Raw genomic sequence first — 17,090 nt, forward strand, 5'->3', positions numbered from 1 at the left:
GGGCGACGCTGCCCAAAAAACATATGTTAGCTATGCAAAAGATCCCAGGGCAAGTTCTATTCCCGCGGCCGTCCGCGAATCCCCACTGTCGGACCCGCCGACCCTGCGGTACGTTGACGAAGTCCGCGCGGGAGCGCACACCAGTGCGCTGAGAGGACGGCTATCGGGCCGTCGACCGTATGAACCTGACCGGGTAATGCCGGCGTAGGGAGCTTTTCGAAGATGACTGCCGTGTCCGATTCCGTCTCCGTCACCACGGGCCCCATCACGGGCAGTTCGAAGACCTACCGCGAGCTGCCCGACGGCGCGCGGGTGCCGTTCCGGCGAGTGAACCTCACCAACGGCGAGCACCTCGACCTGTACGACACCTCGGGGCCGTACACCGACGACACCGCGGCGATCGACCTCGTCGCGGGCCTGCCCGCGCGGCCCGGCGTGGTCCGCGACCGCGGCACCCAGTTGCAGCGCGCACGCAACGGCGAGATCACCCCCGAGATGGCGTTCATCGCCGAACGCGAGGGCATGCCCGCGGAGCTCGTGCGCGACGAGGTGGCGCGCGGAAGGGCGGTGATCCCGGCCAACCACAACCACCCCGAGAGCGAGCCGATGATCATCGGCAAGGCGTTCGCGGTCAAGGTCAACGCCAACATCGGCAATTCGGCGGTGACGTCCTCGATCGCCGAGGAGGTCGAGAAGATGGTGTGGGCCACCCGCTGGGGCGCCGACACCATCATGGACCTGTCGACCGGGCGCGAGATCCATCAGACCCGGGAGTGGATCCTGCGCAACTCCCCGGTCCCCGTCGGCACCGTGCCGATGTACCAGGCGCTGGAGAAGGTCGACGGTGATCCCACCAGGCTGTCGTGGGAGATCTACCGCGACACCGTGATCGAGCAGTGTGAGCAAGGCGTGGACTACATGACCGTGCACGCCGGGGTACTGCTGCGCTACGTCCCGCTGACCGCCAACCGGGTGACCGGCATCGTGTCGCGCGGCGGATCGATCATGGCCGCGTGGATGCTCGCCCGGCACACCGAGTCGTTCCTCTATACGCACTTCGCCGAGCTGTGCGAGATCTTCGCCCGCTACGACGTGACGTTCTCCCTGGGCGACGGATTGCGCCCCGGCTCGATCGCCGACGCCAACGACGAGGCGCAGTTCGCCGAACTGCGCACCCTCGGCGAGCTGACCAAGATCGCCAAAGCCCATGGCGTGCAAGTGATGATCGAAGGGCCCGGGCACGTCCCGATGCAGAAGATCGTCGAGAACGTGCGGCTGGAGGAGGAACTGTGCGAGGAGGCACCGTTCTACACGCTGGGCCCGCTGACGACCGACATCGCCCCGGCCTATGACCACATCACCTCCGCCATCGGGGCGGCGATCATCGCCCAGGCCGGCACCGCGATGCTGTGCTACGTCACCCCAAAGGAGCACCTCGGCCTGCCCGACCGCGACGACGTCAAGGTCGGGGTGATCGCGTACAAGATCGCCGCGCACGCAGGCGATTTGGCCAAGGGCCACCCGCACGCGCAGCGCCGCGACGACGCCCTGTCCAAGGCTCGCTTCGAGTTCCGTTGGTACGACCAGTTCGCGCTGTCGCTCGACCCCGACACCGCCCGCTCGTACCACGACGAGACCCTGCCCGCTGCGCCCGCGAAGACCGCGCACTTCTGCTCGATGTGCGGCCCCAAGTTCTGCTCCATGCGCATCACCCAGGACATCCGGGACGCCATGGCGGCCAAATCACGGGAGTTCGCCGACCACGGCAACCGGGTCTATCTACCCTTGACCTCGTGAACTTCCTCCCTCTGACGCCGCCAGGCGAGACACCGCTGCGGGTGCTGACCATCGCCGGCACCGATTCCGGTGGCGGAGCGGGCATCCAGGCCGACTCCCGCACGTTCGCGATGCTCGGCATACACGGGTGCGTCGCCGTCGTCGCGGTGACCGTGCAGAACTCCGTCGGGGTCAAGGGATTTCACGAGATCCCGATCGACATCGTCACCGGGCAGATCGAAGCCGTCGTGAGCGACATCGGCATCCAGGCGGCCAAGACCGGAATGCTGGCGTCCTCGGAGATCATCAGTGCGGTTGCGCAGACCTGGCGCGGACTCGTTGCCGACGGGACCGCCGCGCCCCTGGTGGTCGACCCGGTGTGCGCGTCGATGCACGGCGACCCGCTGCTACACCCCTCGGCGCTCGATGCCATGAAGTCGGACCTGTTCCCGATCGCGACGCTGGTCACGCCCAACCTCGACGAGGTCCGGCTCATCGCGGGCATCGACGTCGTCGACACCGCCTCGCAGCGCGACGCGGCGCGGGCGCTGCTCGACCTGGGCCCGACCTGGGCGCTCGTCAAGGGCGGGCACCTGCGGTCGTCGTCGCACAGTCCGGACCTGCTCTTCGACGGCACCGACTTCCACGAGTTCGACGCCGAGCGCATCGACACGGTTCACGACCACGGCGCGGGCGACACACTCGCCGCGGCCGCGGCCAGCGCGCTCGCCCACGGGTACTCGGTGCCCGACGCCGTGGCGTTCGCCAAGGCGTGGGTGACCGAATGTCTGCGCGCCGCATACCCACACGGCCACGGCCAAGGCCCGGTTTCGGCGCTGTTCCGGCTGAACGGCCAATGAGCCTCGAGGCCATCGCCGGCGTCGCGCACGAACCCCCGGGGACGCCCACCGGCGCGGTCGTGCTCACCCACGGTGCGGGCGGCAGCCGGGACGCCCCGATGCTCGTGCGGGTCTGCGACGAGTGGGCGCGACGGGGCTTCCTCGCGGTCCGGTTCAACCTGCCGTACCGACGGCGCAGACCCAAGGGGCCGCCGTCGGGATCCGCCGCCGCCGATCAGGCGGGCGTGGTCGAAGCCGTCGACCTGGTGCGAGGCATGCTGGCCGACGTCCCGGTGCTGGCAGGTGGGCACTCCTACGGGGGCCGGATGACGTCGATGGCGGTGGCCGACGGTCTCGCCGTCGACGTGCTCACCCTGTTCTCCTATCCCCTGCACCCGCCGGGCAAGCCGGAACGGCTGCGCACCCAACATCTGCCGGACATCGCCGTGCCGACGGTGTTCACACACGGCACGTCCGACCCGTTCGGAACCATCGACGAACTGCGGTCGGCCGCGGCCCTGCTGGCCGGGCCATCGGCGGTCGTCGAGGTCACCGGCGCCCGGCACGACCTCGGGTCGAAGACGCTCGACGTGCCAGCGCTGGCCGTCGACGCAGCCCTGAGTTTCCTGGCCTGAATACTGCTATCTTCCGGGGGTGACCTGGCCGTCCGGAGACCCGAATCAGCCCCACGGGGCGCCGCCCCCACCACCGCAGGGGCAGGGTGGGTATCCGCCGCCGCCACACCAGCCGCCGGGTGGCTACCCGCCCCCGCCACCGCCCGGTGGAGGGTATCCGCCGCCTCCGCCGCCGCTGCCGTATCAGGGTGCGCCGTACGGCCAGCCGCAGGGACAGCCCTATCCCCCGCCGCCGAAGAAGTCGAGTAAGGGCCTCATCATCGGGCTCTCGATCCTCGGCCTGGTGGTGCTGATCGGCATCGTCGTCGTGGTCGTCGCCGTCTTCGCGCTGAAGGACACCACCGTCGCGACCGACATGAAGGTCGGCGACTGCATCTCCGACATCCCGACCGACGCCCGCGTGCTGACCCTGCCGACCATCGAGTGCGCGCAACCGCACGGCGGCGAGGTGTACGCGGTGCTCAACATGCCCGACGGCGACTACCCCGGCACCGCGGCCATCGACGAGTGGCAGAACAGGTGCCCCGAGGAACTGGCCACCTACTCGCCGGAGGCGATGCTCGACGACACCGTCGGCGTGTACGTCCTGTACCCGACGGAAGAGACCTGGGAGGCCGGCGATCGCGCCGTGACGTGCATCGCCACCCTCGATCCCAAGCGCAGCGGCACCCTCAAGTAATAGCCGTTACCCCTGGTACCGTCCCCTCATGACTGAGAAGCTGTTCGACGCGGTCATCGTGGGTGCCGGATTCGCGGGCATTGGCGCTGCCATCCAGCTCAAGCGCCTCGGCATCGAGGACTTCGTCATCCTCGAGCGGGAGGACGACCTCGGCGGTACGTGGTACGTCAACCACTACCCCGGACTGGCCGTCGACGTCCCCACCACGACGTACTCGTACTACTTCGAGCCCAACCCGAACTGGTCGCGCCTGTTCACGCCCGGGCCCGAGATCAAGCGGTACGCCGACGACGTCGCCGACAAGTACGACGTGCGCAAGCACATGCGGTTCAACGTCAGCGTCGAGGGCGCGCGGTGGGACGAGGAAGCCCAGGTGTGGCGCGTCGCCCTGCGCGACGGCGAGACCATCAGCGGGCGTTACCTGTTCACCGCGACGGGCTTCCTGTCCCAGCCCAAGGTGCCCGACATCCCGGGCATCCACGATTTCGACGGCAAGGTCATCCACACCACCGAGTGGGAGGACGACTTCGACCCCACCGGCCGCCGCATCGCGGTGATCGGCACGGGCGCCACCGCCGTGCAGCTCATCCCGGAGTTGGCCAAGCGCGCCGCCGACCTGACGGTGTACCAGCGCACGCCGATCTGGGTGGTCCCGAAGATCGACCTGCGCTTCGGCGAGCGGGCCAAGCGCGTGTTCAAGCGGTTCCCGTTCACGCAGCGGGCACTGCGGTGGTTCACCGACTCCGTCTACGAGGTGATGGTGTCGGTCGGCGTCGTGCACTTCAAGACCTTCAAGGGGCGGTTCAACATCTCGGCCGCCGACCTATCGAAGATGCACCGCTTCGTGGTGATCAGGGACAAGGAGCTGCGCCGCCGGCTCACTCCCGACTACGACTTCGGTTGCAAGCGGCCGACTTTCAGCAACGGCTTCTACCGCGCGTTCACCAAGCCCAACGTCCACCTGCAGGACGTCGGGATCGACCACGTGCAGTCCGACGGGATCGTCGGCAAGGACGGCACCAAGAACGTCATCGACACCTTGGTGCTTGCCACTGGATTCGACCTGTGGGAGGCCAACTTCCCCGCCATCGAGGTGATCGGCCGCGACGGCCGCAACCTCGGCAAGTGGTGGCGCGAGACGCGGTTCCAGGCCTACCAGGGCGTGTCGATGCCGTACTTCCCCAATTACCTCAGCCTCGCCAGCCCGTACGCCTTCCTCGGGTTGAACTTCTTCAACACGATGGAGTATCAGATGCGGTTGATGGAGCGGCTGTTCTCGGAGGTGAAGCGGCGCGGCGCAACGACTTTCGAGGTCACCGAGGAAGCCAACACCCGCTACCTCGACCGCATGACCGAGCTGCTCGGCGACTCGCTGTTCACGCTCGGCAACTGCGCGAGCGCACGGTCCTACTATTACAACCCCGCGGGTGAGCCGACGCTGCTGCGGCCCACCACCACCGAGACCGCGATCCGGGAAGCAACCGAGTTCCCGCTCAGCGACTACCGCATCGCATAGACGAAAGAGGATCACACGTGCCCGAACAGAATTCGAAGGCTGCAACGATCGCCGGACTGGCCGTCGCAGGCACAGGCGTCGCACACTTCATCAAGCCCGAGTTGTTCGAGTCCATCACCAAGGGCCCGTTCCCGGACGACACCGCCAAGGCCATCAAGATCAACGGCAGCCTCGAGACCGCGATCGGACTCGGGCTGGCCGTGCCGCAGACGCGCAAGCTCGCCCTGGTGGGTCTGGTCGGCTACGGCGCGTACCTCGCGGTGAACGTCGTTCGCAATCGCTAACTCGTAACCAAGCACCCGTACCATCGCCGCGTGATCACCCCCGGACACGCACCGATGAAGCGCACCCTCGGCACGTTCGACGCGGTCGCGGTGGGTCTTGGCGCCATGCTGGGTGCGGGCATCTTCGTGGTGCTCGCACCCGCAGCAGGCGCGGCGGGCAGTGCACTGCTGGTAGGGCTGGCCGTCGCCGCCGTGGTCGCCTACTGCAATGCCAGCTCGTCGGCGCGTCTCGCAGCGCTGTACCCGCAGTCGGGCGGCACGTACGTCTACGGCCGCGAGCGCCTGGGCCCGTTCTGGGGCTACACGGCCGGGTGGAGCTTCGTCGTCGGCAAGACCGCGTCGTGCGCCGCGATGGCGCTGACGGTGGGCTACTACGCGTGGCCGTCGCACGCCAACACGGTGGCCGTCGCGGCGGTGCTGGCGCTCACCGTGTTGAACGTGGTCGGCGTGCAGAAGTCGGCGATGGTCACGCGGGTGATCGTGGCGGTGGTCCTGGTCATCCTCGCCGTCGTGGTCGCGGCGGTCGTGGGCTCGAGCGGCCTCGACGCCGACCATCTGGCGGTCGACTTCGACGCAGGCGCCGCAGGAATCCTGCAGTCGGCAGGCCTGCTCTTCTTCGCATTCGCCGGCTACGCGCGCATCGCGACCCTCGGCGAGGAGGTCCGCGACCCCGAACGCGCCATCCCGCGGGCGATCATCGTCGCACTGGGCATTGCGTTGGCGGTGTACGCCATCGTGGCCGTCGCGGTGCTATCCGAACTGGGTAGCGAGACCTTGGCTGCGGCGACGGCTCCGCTGGCCGACGCCGTGACCGCGGCGGGCCACCCGGGCCTGGTCCCCGTGGTGCGGGTGGGCGCAGTCATCGCGGCGACGGGGTCACTGCTCGCGCTGATCCTGGGCGTGTCGAGGACGACGCTGGCCATGGCACGCGACCGTCACCTGCCTACGGCGTTGACCGCGGTGCACCCACGGTTCGACAGTCCGTACCGCGCCGAGATCGCGGTGGGCGTAGTGGTGGCGGTAATCGCGGCGGTCGCCGACGTGCGCGACGCGATCGGGTTCTCCTCGTTCGCGGTGCTGGTCTACTACGCGATCGCCAACGCGTCGGCATACACGTTGGGCCGCAGGACGATCCCGGTGATCGGACTCGTCGGGTGCCTGGTGCTGGCCTTCGCGCTGCCGTTCACGTCGGTGCTGGCCGGCATGGGCGTCGTCGCGCTCGGCGCCGTGGCCTATCTGGTGCGGAGCCGCACGTCGGATGCGAACCGCTGATCGGCGTGCGCTCGCGCGCGACATGGTGTGTAGTTCCAGATCGTGAACACTTTCGCCTGGAAGCCGGTGGCCCGAGATGCGGCGGTTGTCGCGCCCGATGAACGGCTGAGCTGGCCGCGGACCATCGGGATCGGCGCCCAGCACGTCGTCGCCATGTTCGGTGCGACGTTCCTGGTGCCGGTGCTGACGGGCTTCCCGCCGGCGACGACGCTGCTGTTCTCCGGCATCGGGACGATCCTGTTCTTGATCATCACCGGCAACCGGCTGCCCAGCTATCTGGGGTCGAGCTTCGCCGTGATCTCGCCGGTGGTCGCGGCGATGGGCTCCAACGGCGCGGCAGGCGCGCTGGGTGGGCTGGTGGCGCTGGGCCTGGTGCTGGTGCTGATCGGCGTGGCCGTGCACCTGACGGGTACGCGCTGGCTGAATGCCGTGCTCCCGCCGGTGGTGACGGGTGCCGTCGTCGCGCTGATCGGCTTCAACCTCGCGCCCGCGGCGAAGGACAACTTCGAGAAGGGCCCGGTGGTCGGGCTGGTCACGCTGGTGCTGTTGGTGGCGACGCTGGCGTTCTTCCGCGGCATCATCGGTCGCCTGGCGATCTTCCTGGCGGTGGTGCTCGGATACTTCCTGGCGTGGCGGCTCGGTGACGTCGACGAGGAGGCGCGGGCGGCGATCGACGCGGCGGCGTGGGTGGGTCTGCCCGACTTCCAGACGCCGACGTTCTCGCTGGCGGTGCTGCCGCTGTTCCTGCCTGCGGTCATCGCCCTGATCGCCGAGAACATCGGACACGTGAAGTCGGTGGGACAGATGACCGACACCGACACCGATCCGCTGATGGGCCGCGCGATCGCGGCCGACGGTGTCGCGACCACGCTGGCGGGCTTGGGCGGTGGATCGGCGACCACCACCTACGCCGAGAACATCGGGGTGATGGCCGCGACGCGGATCTACTCGACGGCCGCGTACTGGGTGGCCGCGATCGTGGCCATCGTGCTGGCGATGTGCCCGAAGATCGGCGCGCTGATCTCCGCGATCCCGCCTGGTGTGCTGGGCGGCGCGACGATCGTGCTGTACGGGTTGGTCGGCGTGCTGGGCATCCGGATCTGGCTGACCAATCACGTGGACTTCAGCCTGCCGATCAACCAGATGACCGCTGCCATCCCCCTCATCATCGGCATCGCCGACTTCACCTGGGTCGTCGGCGATCTGACGTTCACCGGCATCGCGCTGGGGTCGATTGCGGCGCTGATCATCTACCACGGCATGAAGCTGCTCGGCTTCCGTACGCGTGATCACGACGAGCTGGTTGAGGAACGCGGCGCGCTAGATGAGAACCGAGCCACTCCTGCTCGGTCCAAGGACGCGCCCACCGGAGACACCAGTCCGTTCCAGCCCTGAGGGCGGAGGCGTCGATACGCTAACCGCATGATCGACTTTCAGAGCGGTGGGTTGTTCGCGCGACTCGGACCGAGCGATCCGCGCGAACTCGCCGCCGAGTTGGCCCCCATCCTGGTCGACGGCGAGCTGGTTCAGCTCAGTTTCCGGGGGACCAGAGACTCCGTCGTCTTTACGAACAAGCGCCTCATCGCCATCAACGTCCAAGGCCTGACTGGCAAAAGCGGGATTATTCGTCCCTGCCCTACAGCAAGATCCAGGCTTGGAGCGTGGAGACGGCGGGACGTTTCGACCTCGACGCCGAACTCGAACTGTGGTTCTCAGGACTCGGGAAGGTCCGACTCGAATTCAAGGGCCAGGTCGACATCCGATCCATCGGCCGCCTCATTGGAAGCTACGTCCTCTAGCGTTGCGCTGTCCCTAGGCGGCGCGGCGGTACACGATTCGGAAGCGTGCGACGTCGATGCTGGTGACGTGTTCGGTGTTGCGGCCGGGTAGTGGTGGTGCCTTGCCGGTGTAGGTGGTGCCGGTGGGTGTGGTGACTTCAGTTGTGTGGCAGCCGTGTTGGTCGCGGGTGCGGACGCGCCAGCCGGGTGCTTCCTTGGCGTAGTTGCAGGCTTCGCATAGGCCGTTGCCGTTGAGTCCGGTGGTGGGCCCGCCCCGGGCTTTGGGTGTGGCGTGGTCGATGTGACGGATTGGTGCGTTGCAGTAGGGGGTGCGGCAGGTGTCGTCGCGTAGGGCGATGAACGTCGCCAACGCCTTCGGGAAGAGTCGGGCGCGGGACTCCATCGTCACCAGCGCCCCGGATTGTGGGTGGCGGTACAGCCGGCGCAGCGTCGCCCGCGACCGCTCGTCACCCACTGCGTCGGAGACCAGATGGCGTGCCACGGTGGCGGGGATGGGTCCGTAGCCGGGGATGCGGGCGGGTTCGGTGTCCCCGCCGAGCAGGGTCTCGTCGGTGATCACCACGTCGACGGTGACCGGGACGGGGGTGTCGGCGGGGCGGCCGGTGATGCGTTCCACGGCCGTGTCGGCCATGACCTGGCCGCGGCTACGGCCATCGCTGGTGGTATCGGCCGCGTGCTTGAGGGCGGCGTAGATCGACACGCCGTGGGCGACGGGCAGCAGGATGCCGATCCAGGCCATGGTGTCGGCGGCGGGCCGGATGCTGACGCACCGGTCCTCGTGCGCCCGGCGAGCCTTGTCGACCACGGCGTGGGGGTCGAGGCGGTAGGCGATGGCCTTGGCGTCGGCTTCGATGCGCTTGTCACCCTTGCCGACCAGCGTGGTGGGGTCGGCGCACATCTCGGCGTCCAGGGTCCGGCGGTCCTCGACCTCCAGACACGCCGATTCCCGCACCAGCAGCGTGGCCCGCCATTCCGACAGCACGCCGGATTCGAGGGCGGCGAGGGTGTGGGGCATTTCGTGGATCAGGGCGCGGGCGAAGCCGAGGTGGCGGCTGCCCTGCGTGGGCGACTCCCGCCGCGCCAAGCCCACTTCGGAGGCGAGGCCCTGCCCGCGCTTGCGCATCGGAATGCCGGCGTCGGCTTCTGCGGTGCGGCGTTTCAGGTCCAGGGCGGCGGTCAGGCGGGCTTGGGCGGCGGCGGCGGTCGCCTTCAGTCGTTCCAGTTGGGCGATGCGGTCGATCAGGCCGGCCTCGTCCACGGTGGCGGGGTCGAAGTCCAGCATATCGAACATGTGTTCGATTCTAAGGCCACCCACCGACAAGTGGCACCATGATCCAATGCACGGTCGTCACGCCCTCGTTCGCCGTCCCTCGCCACGCCTCGCCGATGGCCTCGTCACCCACATCGACCGCAGCGAGCACGTGGACGTCGAACTCGCGCAACACCAATGGGACGGCTACGTGTCGGCATTGCACGACGCAGGCTGGACCACCCACGAGGTCACCCCGGCGCCCGACTGCCCCGACTCGGTGTTCGTCGAGGACACCATGGTGGTCTACGGCGACCTCGCGGTCATCAGCCGGCCAGGCGCCGACGAGCGCAAGCCCGAGACCGAGGCGGCGGAGGACGCCGTACGCGCCCGGGGCTACCGCATCGCCCGCATCGAGGCACCCGGCACCCTCGACGGCGGCGACGTCCTCAAGCACGGCGGCCGGGTCTGGGTCGGCTTGGGCGGGCGGACGAACGCCGACGGCGCACGGCAACTCGCGGCCCACCTCGAACCACTCGGCGCACACGTCATCCCCGTGCCGCTGACCAAGGTGCTGCACCTCAAGTCGGCCGTCACTGCACTCCCCGACGGCACGGTGATCGGCTACGAACCGCTCGTCGACGACCCCACGGTCTGGGGTGATCGCTTCCTCGCGGTGCCCGAGGAACCCGGCGCCCACGTCGTGCTGCTCGGCGACGGCGCCCTGCTGATGTCGTCGGCTGCGCCTGCCACCGCCGACCTGTTCCGTCGGCGCGGTTACCGCGTTGTGGCCGTCGACATCTCGGAGTACGAGAAGCTCGAGGGTTGCGTGACGTGCCTGTCGGTGCGGCTGCGCGGCTGACTCAGTTGCGCGGCGGCAAGCCGTTGGGGCCCTCGACCGACTGGGCGTAGGTGCCGATCGCGAATGCCACGGCCGGGCCGGTGATCCCGAGCGTGTCGCGGTCGACGTTGACGATCGTGTCGCGCGCGGTCCGGGTGTTGGGGTCGAACGGCCGCCCGGCCTGACCGCCCCACAGCCGCGCCTGCACCTCGGTCTTGCGCCCCGTAGTGCCCGTCGTCAGACCGCCGATCGGCACACCCGCCGCCATGAACGGCGCGTAATCGCCTGAGCGGCCGAGGGGTTGGTCGGCTGGCCGCTTGCCCGCGAGGTTCAGGTACCCGGCGAGCGTGCGCTCGATCCCCGCCGATCCCCCGGGCACGGACGCGGCGGGCACCTGCGGATTGGGTTGGCCCGACTGATCTCCGTCGTAGGTGAAGTAGCCCGCGTTGACCGACCCGATCGGCTCGACGTTCAGATATAGCGCAACGTCTCTCACACCCTCGACACCGAGGCCCGCCACGTACTTCGACGAACCCTCCTGGCCTGCCGCACCCGCGCCCCAGAATGCGAACCGCACGGCGTTCGCGACCCCGGGTGACGAGCCGAGCCGGGCGGCCGTCTCCAGCAGCGCAGCGACCCCCGAACCGTCGTCGTTGATACCGGGGCTGTCGGGCCCCGAGTCGAGCCGCGCGCCCGCCATGATCACGCGGCCGGCGTCGCCGGTCTTGGTCTGTGCCAACACGTTCCGCGAGGTCACCGTGGCCGCTCTGGCGTCGAGGACTAGGCGGACGGGCGCCGAGGTGCGGCGTATCTGCGCGTCGACGTCCCTGCCGATCACCGCCACCGGCGCCTGGAGCTGCTGGTAGTAGCCGGGAGTGAACAGACCGGGCCGTCCGGAGTCGCTGACGACGAGTACCCCGACCGCACCCGCCGTGGTGGCAGTCTTCTGCTTGTCCACCACCGAGCACCCGGTGTCGTCCACGACGACGAGCGCACCGCGCACGGTCGCGGTTCCGTAGTCTGCCGCCGTGCATCCGGCAGGCCGGCGGGGCCGCACCGTCTGGGCGCTGAGCCCGCCGCGCGGCGTCTGGGTCAGCAGCGACGCCTGGTCGACCGGATGGCCCCTGCCGCCGACGGTCAACGTCGGCTTGCCAGGCGATGCGAGGACCATCCGCTCGAACTTGGAGGTTTGGACGTCGAATCCGTTGTCGCGCAACACCCCTGCGACGTAGTCGATGCTCGCGTCGTAGCCTGGGGTCCCGTCGGCCCTGCTGCCGTCGTGGGCGTTCGCGACGTCGGTCAGACGCTCCAGGTGGGTGTACATGCCATCGACCGTCACCTCGTCGGCGAGATCACCGGCCAGGTCGACGGGCGGCTCGGCGACGCGCTGTGTCGTACACCCCGCGAGCACCAGCGCCAGGACTGCCACGCACGCGGCAACTCTCACTGTTCCTTCACCACGTGCCGCGTGCGGTCCTCGCGGGGCGGGACGCCGTTGCGACCCGATTCGTCCTGTGCGTAGAGGCCGACGGCGTATGCGACACCGCGCCCCTGGATCTCCAGTGCCGTGCGGTCGATGTTCTCGATGGTGTCACCGGGCTTGTGGTAGTTCGGGTCGAACGGCTTGTCGCCCTGCCCGCCCCACAGGTCGGCCTGCTCGACGGACTTGTTGTCCTCGGCGCCCGCGAACAACCCGCCTGCGGGGATGCCCGCCTGGGTGAACGCGTCGTAGTCCGAGCGGCCGTTGAAGTCGGTGTCCTGCGCGGGCTTTCCCGCATTGTCGAGGTAGTCGGCCAGCGTCCGCTCGATGCCCGCCGACCCCTCCGGCACCCGCGGCACGGCCGGCGTCGGCGGCGCCGACTGGTCGCCGTCGTAGGTGAAGTAACCGGGATTCGGGGAGCCGAGCATGTCGAAGTTCAGGTACAGCGCGATGTCCTTGAGCGCCTCGACGTCGAGGCCTTGGACGTACTTCGTCGAGCCGACGAGGCCCTCTTCCTCCGCGCCCCAGAATGCGAACCGCACGGCGTTGCGCGTGGGCGGCGAACTACCCAGCTGCACCGCGGTTTCCAGCACCGCGGCCACTCCGGTGCCGTTGTCGTTGATGCCCGGCCCCTCGCGCACCGAATCCAGGTGGGCTCCGGCCATGACGACGTTCGAGGTGTCACCGGTCTTGGTCTGCGCCACGACGTTGCGGGTCTTGTCGACGCGCACGCCCGCATTCATCTGCAGCGTGGTGTTCGCGGGGTTCTCCCGCAGACGGGCGCCCTCGGCCTTGGTGACGCCGACGACCGGGATCTTGACGTCGGTGGTGGCGCCCAGCGTGGCGCCGATGCTCTCCTCGCCGTCGACGTTGTTGACGACGATCATCGCGACCGCACCGAGGTCGGCGGCCACCTTCTGCTTCGCGCCGAACGGACATGCGCCGCGGTCGACGAGCACGACGGCGCCCCGCACGTTGAGTCCCTCGTAGTCCGCGGGTGCGCATCCTGGCGTCTCGTCGATGCGGGCGGGCAGCAGCGGTCCGTTGACACCTGCGGGCGGGGTGCCGATCGTGTAGTTCAGCGGCGAGGCCTTCACGCCCGTCCCGCCCACCGACAGCGAGGGTTCGTCGGCGAACGGCAGCCGCACGTCGAACTCGTCGGTCGTGACGTCGAAACCCTTGTCCCGCAACACGCCCGCCACGTAGTCGACGCTGGCGGCATAACCCTTGGTACCGAGGGCGCGGTTGCCGTCGTTGGCGTTGGCGATCTCCTGCAGCTTGCCGAGGTGCGCCATCATCGCATCGACGGTCACCTTGTTCTGCTGCTCGACGGCGAAGTCCACGGCCGGTGCGGCCTGAGCGGGCGGGGCGCTCGGCGCCGCCTGCGGGTTCGACGACTGCCCACATCCCGCGAGCACCGTCGTCGCCACCGTCAGGGTCAGGAGTGCCGTTCGAGATGTCCGCCGCATGCTTCCCACGTTAGTCACGCGTCGCGCCTGTTCACCACGACGGTGGCGGCGACGAAGACCGCGGCGGCCACCAGGACGAAGTACACCAGCGACCCGAACGGTCCCCACGGCATGTCGTAGCTCGAGTAGAGCCACTGCACGTCGGCGAAGACGAACGCGTTGTTGAACGGCAGCCATGGGCCGACGCGCGCGCCGAGGCTCGGCAGGTTACCCACGATCGGTTCGACGACCAGCGGCCACAGCAGCAGCACCGCCACCGCACCCGCCGCGTGCCGCAGCAGCGCCCCGACGGCCACGCCGAGGACGGCGGCGACACCGGCGAACACCGCGAGCGCGACGACCAGGCCCCAGACCTCCGCCCTGGCCAGCGAGAGCTGGGCTCCGAGCAGCGGGTCGGCCGCCAGCCGCGCCAGCACCACCGCGGCGACCGTGAGCACCGCGGCGCAGGCAGCGGAGAACCCGGCCGCGACAACTGCTTTCGACACGAGCACCAGTGTCCGGTTCGGCGTGCCCGCGAACGTGGTCCGGATGGTTCCGGACCGGTATTCCCCGGTGACGGTCATCGCCGACACCACCATCAGCAGCGGCACGCCAAACACGGCGACGCCCATCGCCGCCTGCGAGGGCGCCAGACCCGCTGCTCCGTATGCCGTCGCCCCCTGCAGCACGGCCACCGCGAGGCTCAGCACCGCCGCGGCCAGGGCCGACCACAGCGGCGACCGGATGGTGGTGAGCTTGATCCGCTCGGCGTTCAGCGCGGCCAGGGCAGTCATCGATCCACCGTCCGGTATTCGACGTCGTCGTCGGTGAGTTTCAGATAGGCCTCTTCCAGCGAGGCGCGCTGCGTGCTCAGCTCGTGCAGGGTGATCGCGTTGCGCGCAGCCAGTTCTCCGACGACCTCGATGGCCGCGCCCCGCACCGAGAGCGCCAGACCGTCGGGCTCCAGGCTCGCGTCGACTCCCGCGGCGGTCAGCAGCTCGGCCAGGGCGTCCAGCCGCGGACTGCGAACCCGCACCGCGGCGGCACCGGAACCGGAGACGAACTCGGCGACCGTCGTCGACGCAATCAGCTTGCCGCGGCCGATCACCACCAGGCGGTCCGCGGTGTTGGCCATCTCGGCGAGCAGGTGGCTCGACACGAACACCGTGCGGCCCTCGGCGGCCAACGCCCGCATCAGGGTTCGCACCCATCGGATGCCCTCCGGATCGAGACCGTTGACCGGCTCGTCGAACAGCAGCACCGGCGGATCACCGAGCAGCGCGGCGGCGATGCCCAGCCGCTGCCCCATGCCGAGCGACAGCGCGCCCGCATGCTTGTCGCCGACCGAGTCCAGCCCGACGATCTCGAGCACCTCGTCGACGCGAGCGACCGGGATGCGATTGGAGGCGGCGATCCAGCGCAGGTGATCCCGCGCCGACCTGCCGGGGTGCACCTGCTTGGCGTCGAGCAGGGCGCCGACCTTCCGCAGCGGATCGGTCAGCTCGCGGTACTGCTTGCCACCGATGGTCGCCATGCCGGACGTCGGGCGGTCCAGGCCGAGGATCATCCGCATCGTGGTGGTCTTGCCCGCCCCGTTGGGCCCGAGGAACCCGGTGACGACGCCCGGTTCGATCGAGACGGTGAGATCGTCGACGGCACGGGTCCGGCCGTACACCTTGGTCAGCCCGACGAGTTCGATCACGGTGTCGATGATCTCAGCCGATCCCGTCCACGATCAGGTCCGCGACGGCGCGCATGCCCGCAGCGTTGGGGTGCAGCGGTGCGGCCCGTCCGGGCAGCGGCAGGCCGGGCCGGGTGGTCCATGGATGGGCTGACCACGCGTGATGGCCGCGGCTGGCGTCGGCCGCAGCGACCACCTCGCAGCCGGTCTCGGCAGCCGCGGTTGCAGTGAGCCGTTCGAGCGTGTCGGCGATGCGCCGTCCGGTGTCGGCCTCGGCCGGTGACAGCGGCGCAGCCGGCGAGCCGACCGGAGGCAGCAGCGTCAGATAGTCGACGAACAGCACCCGAGCCTGGGGCGCGCGCCGGCGCACCTCCTGGCCGACGGCACGCAGCGACGCGCCGACCTCGGCGAGCGCCGCGTCGCGGTTGGCGGGATCGAGCATCTCCCGAACCGCACGACCGAGCACGGGTATCGACGACGCGAAACGCGGCAGGCCCGCCGCCATCAGGTACGGCACGTAGCCGACGTCGTTGCCGCCGATCGTCACCGTCACCAGATACTCGGAGCCGTCGAGTGCCTGAACCTGCGGTGGCGCGCCGCGCTGCTCGTCGCGCAGGACGTGCGCGGTCGTCGCACCGGAGAACGTGACGTCGACGAGCACAAGCCCCAGACGCTGGGCGACCAGGTGCGGGTAGTTCGCCGCGGAGCGACCGGACCCGAACGGCGCGCCGCGCGCCTTGGGCTTGATGCCCGGCCCAGCGGCCATCGACGATCCGAGCGCGACGTACCTGCCCGTCACGGGCCGGTCGGGCTGGATGCCTGCGCCCAGAACCGCTTCGGGATGCGTCCCGCCTGCCGGGCGAGGCGCCCGGCCTCGACCGCGGCCGCCATCGCCGCCGCCATCACCGGCGGGTCGGACGCGCGGGTCACGGCGGTGGCCAGCAACACGGCGTCGCAACCGAGTTCCATGGCCAGCGCTGCGTCGCTCGCCGTGCCGATGCCCGCGTCCAGGATCACGGGCACGCCTGCGCGGTCGACGATCATCTCGATGTGGTGTGGGTTCGCGATGCCGAGCCCGGTGCCGATCGGCGAACCCAGCGGCATGACGGCAGCGCAACCCACGTCCTCGAGGCGACGCGCGAGCACCGGGTCGTCGTTCGTGTACGGCAGCACGACGAACCCGTCGTCGACGAGTTCCTCTGCGGCGCGGACCAATTCGATGGCATCGGGCAGCAGGGTGCGTTCGTCGGCGATCACCTCGAGCTTGACCCACTCCGTGCCGAGCGCCTCGCGGCCCAACCGGGCCGTGAGCACCGCCTCCGCGGCACCCCGGCACCCCGCGGTGTTGGGCAGCGGCACGATGCCGAGCCGGTTCAGCAGGTCGAGCACCCCGGTTCCGCTCTCCGCGTCGACCCGGCGCATCGCCACCGTGGTCAACTCGGTGCCGGACGCGACCAGCGCCTCCTCCAGCACGGCGAGGTTGGCCGCGCCGCCGGTGCCCATGATGAGGCGCGAGCCGAAGCTGCGCCCCGCGATGGTCAGTTTTGCTTCCCCGGTCGCTGCGCTCCTGCCCGCCGCCGACGTTTCCACC

Annotated in this window: 16 protein-coding genes, 1 pseudogene and 1 riboswitch; of the genes and pseudogenes, 10 read left to right on the forward strand and 7 right to left on the reverse strand. The window is 69.5% G+C overall.

Going from position 1 to position 17,090, the window contains the following annotated elements; genetic code table 11:
• Window positions 1-117: 117 nt before the first annotated feature.
• A riboswitch (TPP riboswitch) is annotated at window positions 118-228 on the forward strand.
• From thiC to G6N61_RS15675, 9 genes and pseudogenes are all read left to right on the forward strand, one after another.
• A complete protein-coding gene (gene thiC, locus G6N61_RS15635) occupies window positions 223-1,797 on the forward strand; it encodes a phosphomethylpyrimidine synthase ThiC (RefSeq protein ID WP_163919337.1) in 1,575 nt (524 codons plus the stop codon). Its footprint overlaps the riboswitch before it by 6 nt.
• Window positions 1,794-2,636, forward strand: coding sequence for a bifunctional hydroxymethylpyrimidine kinase/phosphomethylpyrimidine kinase (gene thiD / locus G6N61_RS15640; RefSeq protein WP_163919338.1), 843 nt, complete (start codon window positions 1,794-1,796; stop codon window positions 2,634-2,636). Before thiC ends, thiD begins: the two co-directional genes overlap by 4 nt.
• The gene (locus G6N61_RS15645) at window positions 2,633-3,250 is read left to right on the forward strand and encodes an alpha/beta hydrolase family protein (RefSeq protein ID WP_163919339.1); all 618 of its coding nucleotides are present in this window, start codon (window positions 2,633-2,635) and stop codon (window positions 3,248-3,250) included. Before thiD ends, G6N61_RS15645 begins: the two co-directional genes overlap by 4 nt.
• A gap of 19 nt (window positions 3,251-3,269) precedes the next feature.
• On the forward strand, window positions 3,270-3,929 hold the full coding sequence (locus G6N61_RS15650; protein ID WP_163919340.1) for a septum formation family protein: 660 nt from the start codon (window positions 3,270-3,272) through the stop codon (window positions 3,927-3,929).
• Window positions 3,930-3,957: 28 nt separating this feature from the next.
• Window positions 3,958-5,445: a flavin-containing monooxygenase gene (locus tag G6N61_RS15655; protein ID WP_163919341.1), complete on the forward strand. Its 1,488-nt coding sequence runs from the start codon at window positions 3,958-3,960 to the stop codon at window positions 5,443-5,445.
• 17 nt (window positions 5,446-5,462) lie between these two features.
• Window positions 5,463-5,729, forward strand: a complete 267-nt coding sequence (locus tag G6N61_RS15660; protein ID WP_163919342.1) for a DoxX-related protein — start codon at window positions 5,463-5,465, stop codon at window positions 5,727-5,729.
• Window positions 5,730-5,783: 54 nt separating this feature from the next.
• A complete protein-coding gene (locus tag G6N61_RS15665; protein ID WP_163924861.1) occupies window positions 5,784-7,001 on the forward strand; it encodes an APC family permease in 1,218 nt (405 codons plus the stop codon).
• 42 nt (window positions 7,002-7,043) lie between these two features.
• Complete coding sequence (locus tag G6N61_RS15670; RefSeq protein ID WP_235887560.1) at window positions 7,044-8,396, forward strand: uracil-xanthine permease family protein; 1,353 nt, start codon at window positions 7,044-7,046, stop codon at window positions 8,394-8,396.
• A 27-nt stretch (window positions 8,397-8,423) separates the two neighbouring features.
• Window positions 8,424-8,800: pseudogene (locus G6N61_RS15675) on the forward strand (PH domain-containing protein).
• Between the two features lie 13 nt (window positions 8,801-8,813).
• Here the strand turns inward: G6N61_RS15675 and G6N61_RS15680 are convergent.
• Window positions 8,814-10,091, reverse strand: coding sequence for an HNH endonuclease (locus tag G6N61_RS15680; protein WP_163919343.1), 1,278 nt, complete (start codon window positions 10,089-10,091; stop codon window positions 8,814-8,816).
• A 46-nt stretch (window positions 10,092-10,137) separates the two neighbouring features.
• Between G6N61_RS15680 and ddaH the strand changes: the two genes are divergently transcribed.
• A complete protein-coding gene (ddaH, locus tag G6N61_RS15685; RefSeq protein ID WP_163919344.1) occupies window positions 10,138-10,911 on the forward strand; it encodes a dimethylargininase in 774 nt (257 codons plus the stop codon).
• Between the two features lies 1 nt (window position 10,912).
• On the opposite strand, the gene G6N61_RS15690 is transcribed toward ddaH, so the two are convergent.
• The 6 genes from G6N61_RS15690 to thiG are packed head-to-tail and all read right to left on the reverse strand — an operon-like array spanning window position 10,913 to window position 17,089.
• A complete protein-coding gene (locus G6N61_RS15690) occupies window positions 10,913-12,337 on the reverse strand; it encodes a M28 family peptidase (protein ID WP_163919345.1) in 1,425 nt (474 codons plus the stop codon).
• Window positions 12,334-13,839: a M28 family metallopeptidase gene (locus G6N61_RS15695; RefSeq protein ID WP_163919346.1), complete on the reverse strand. Its 1,506-nt coding sequence runs from the start codon at window positions 13,837-13,839 to the stop codon at window positions 12,334-12,336. The genes G6N61_RS15690 and G6N61_RS15695 overlap by 4 nt, the downstream gene beginning before the upstream one ends.
• Window positions 13,840-13,853: 14 nt before the next feature.
• The gene (locus G6N61_RS15700; RefSeq protein ID WP_163919347.1) at window positions 13,854-14,612 is read right to left on the reverse strand and encodes an ABC transporter permease subunit; all 759 of its coding nucleotides are present in this window, start codon (window positions 14,610-14,612) and stop codon (window positions 13,854-13,856) included.
• A complete protein-coding gene (locus G6N61_RS15705) occupies window positions 14,609-15,520 on the reverse strand; it encodes an ABC transporter ATP-binding protein (protein ID WP_163919348.1) in 912 nt (303 codons plus the stop codon). The genes G6N61_RS15700 and G6N61_RS15705 overlap by 4 nt, the downstream gene beginning before the upstream one ends.
• Before the next feature lie 13 nt (window positions 15,521-15,533).
• The gene (locus tag G6N61_RS15710) at window positions 15,534-16,298 is read right to left on the reverse strand and encodes an SGNH/GDSL hydrolase family protein (protein ID WP_264077100.1); all 765 of its coding nucleotides are present in this window, start codon (window positions 16,296-16,298) and stop codon (window positions 15,534-15,536) included.
• A complete protein-coding gene (thiG, locus tag G6N61_RS15715) occupies window positions 16,295-17,089 on the reverse strand; it encodes a thiazole synthase (protein WP_163919349.1) in 795 nt (264 codons plus the stop codon). Before thiG ends, G6N61_RS15710 begins: the two co-directional genes overlap by 4 nt.
• Window position 17,090 lies beyond the last annotated feature (1 nt).

The sequence above is a fragment of the Mycolicibacterium arabiense genome (assembly GCF_010731815.2).
Lineage (GTDB): Bacteria > Actinomycetota > Actinomycetes > Mycobacteriales > Mycobacteriaceae > Mycobacterium > Mycobacterium arabiense.

Excerpts from the sequence above, each read along its gene's own strand:
- thiC (WP_163919337.1), top strand. The coding sequence starts at position 223 with ATGACTGCCGTGTCCGATTCCGTCTCCGTCACCACGGGCCCCATCACG.
- G6N61_RS15645 (WP_163919339.1), top strand. The coding sequence starts at position 2,633 with ATGAGCCTCGAGGCCATCGCCGGCGTCGCGCACGAACCCCCGGGGACG.
- G6N61_RS15655 (WP_163919341.1), top strand. The coding sequence starts at position 3,958 with ATGACTGAGAAGCTGTTCGACGCGGTCATCGTGGGTGCCGGATTCGCG.
- G6N61_RS15665 (WP_163924861.1), top strand. The coding sequence starts at position 5,784 with ATGAAGCGCACCCTCGGCACGTTCGACGCGGTCGCGGTGGGTCTTGGC.
- G6N61_RS15680 (WP_163919343.1), bottom strand. The coding sequence starts at position 10,091 with ATGTTCGATATGCTGGACTTCGACCCCGCCACCGTGGACGAGGCCGGC.
- ddaH (WP_163919344.1), top strand. The coding sequence starts at position 10,138 with ATGCACGGTCGTCACGCCCTCGTTCGCCGTCCCTCGCCACGCCTCGCC.
- G6N61_RS15695 (WP_163919346.1), bottom strand. The coding sequence starts at position 13,839 with ATGCGGCGGACATCTCGAACGGCACTCCTGACCCTGACGGTGGCGACG.
- G6N61_RS15700 (WP_163919347.1), bottom strand. The coding sequence starts at position 14,612 with ATGACTGCCCTGGCCGCGCTGAACGCCGAGCGGATCAAGCTCACCACC.